Annotated in this window: 1 pseudogene; it reads right to left on the reverse strand. The window is 56.5% G+C overall.

The annotated features are described in order from the left end of the window. Nucleotides 1-260: pseudogene (locus PZC42_RS24905) on the reverse strand (urocanate hydratase); the annotation flags it as partial.

Genomic DNA, 260 nt, shown 5'->3' on the forward strand with positions numbered 1-260 from the left:
CGGTCACCAAATCCGGAATAAACCCCCGTTTCACCATTTCAGGGAGACATTCGGCGGCATTTCCCACGAGTCCGATGGACAAGGGTTTGCCTTTTTGTTTGGCCGCTTCCGCCATGCGGATCGCTTCATCCAGACTGTCCGTTTCCCTGTCCAGATAACCCGTTTGGATTCTTCGCCGGATGCGGGAAGGATCGCATTCGACCGCAATGATCACCCCTTCGTTCATGGTGACGGCAAGCGGTTGCGCGCCTCCCATTCCG

Source organism: Isoptericola croceus (assembly GCF_029382255.1).
GTDB lineage: Bacteria > Actinomycetota > Actinomycetes > Actinomycetales > Cellulomonadaceae > Isoptericola > Isoptericola croceus.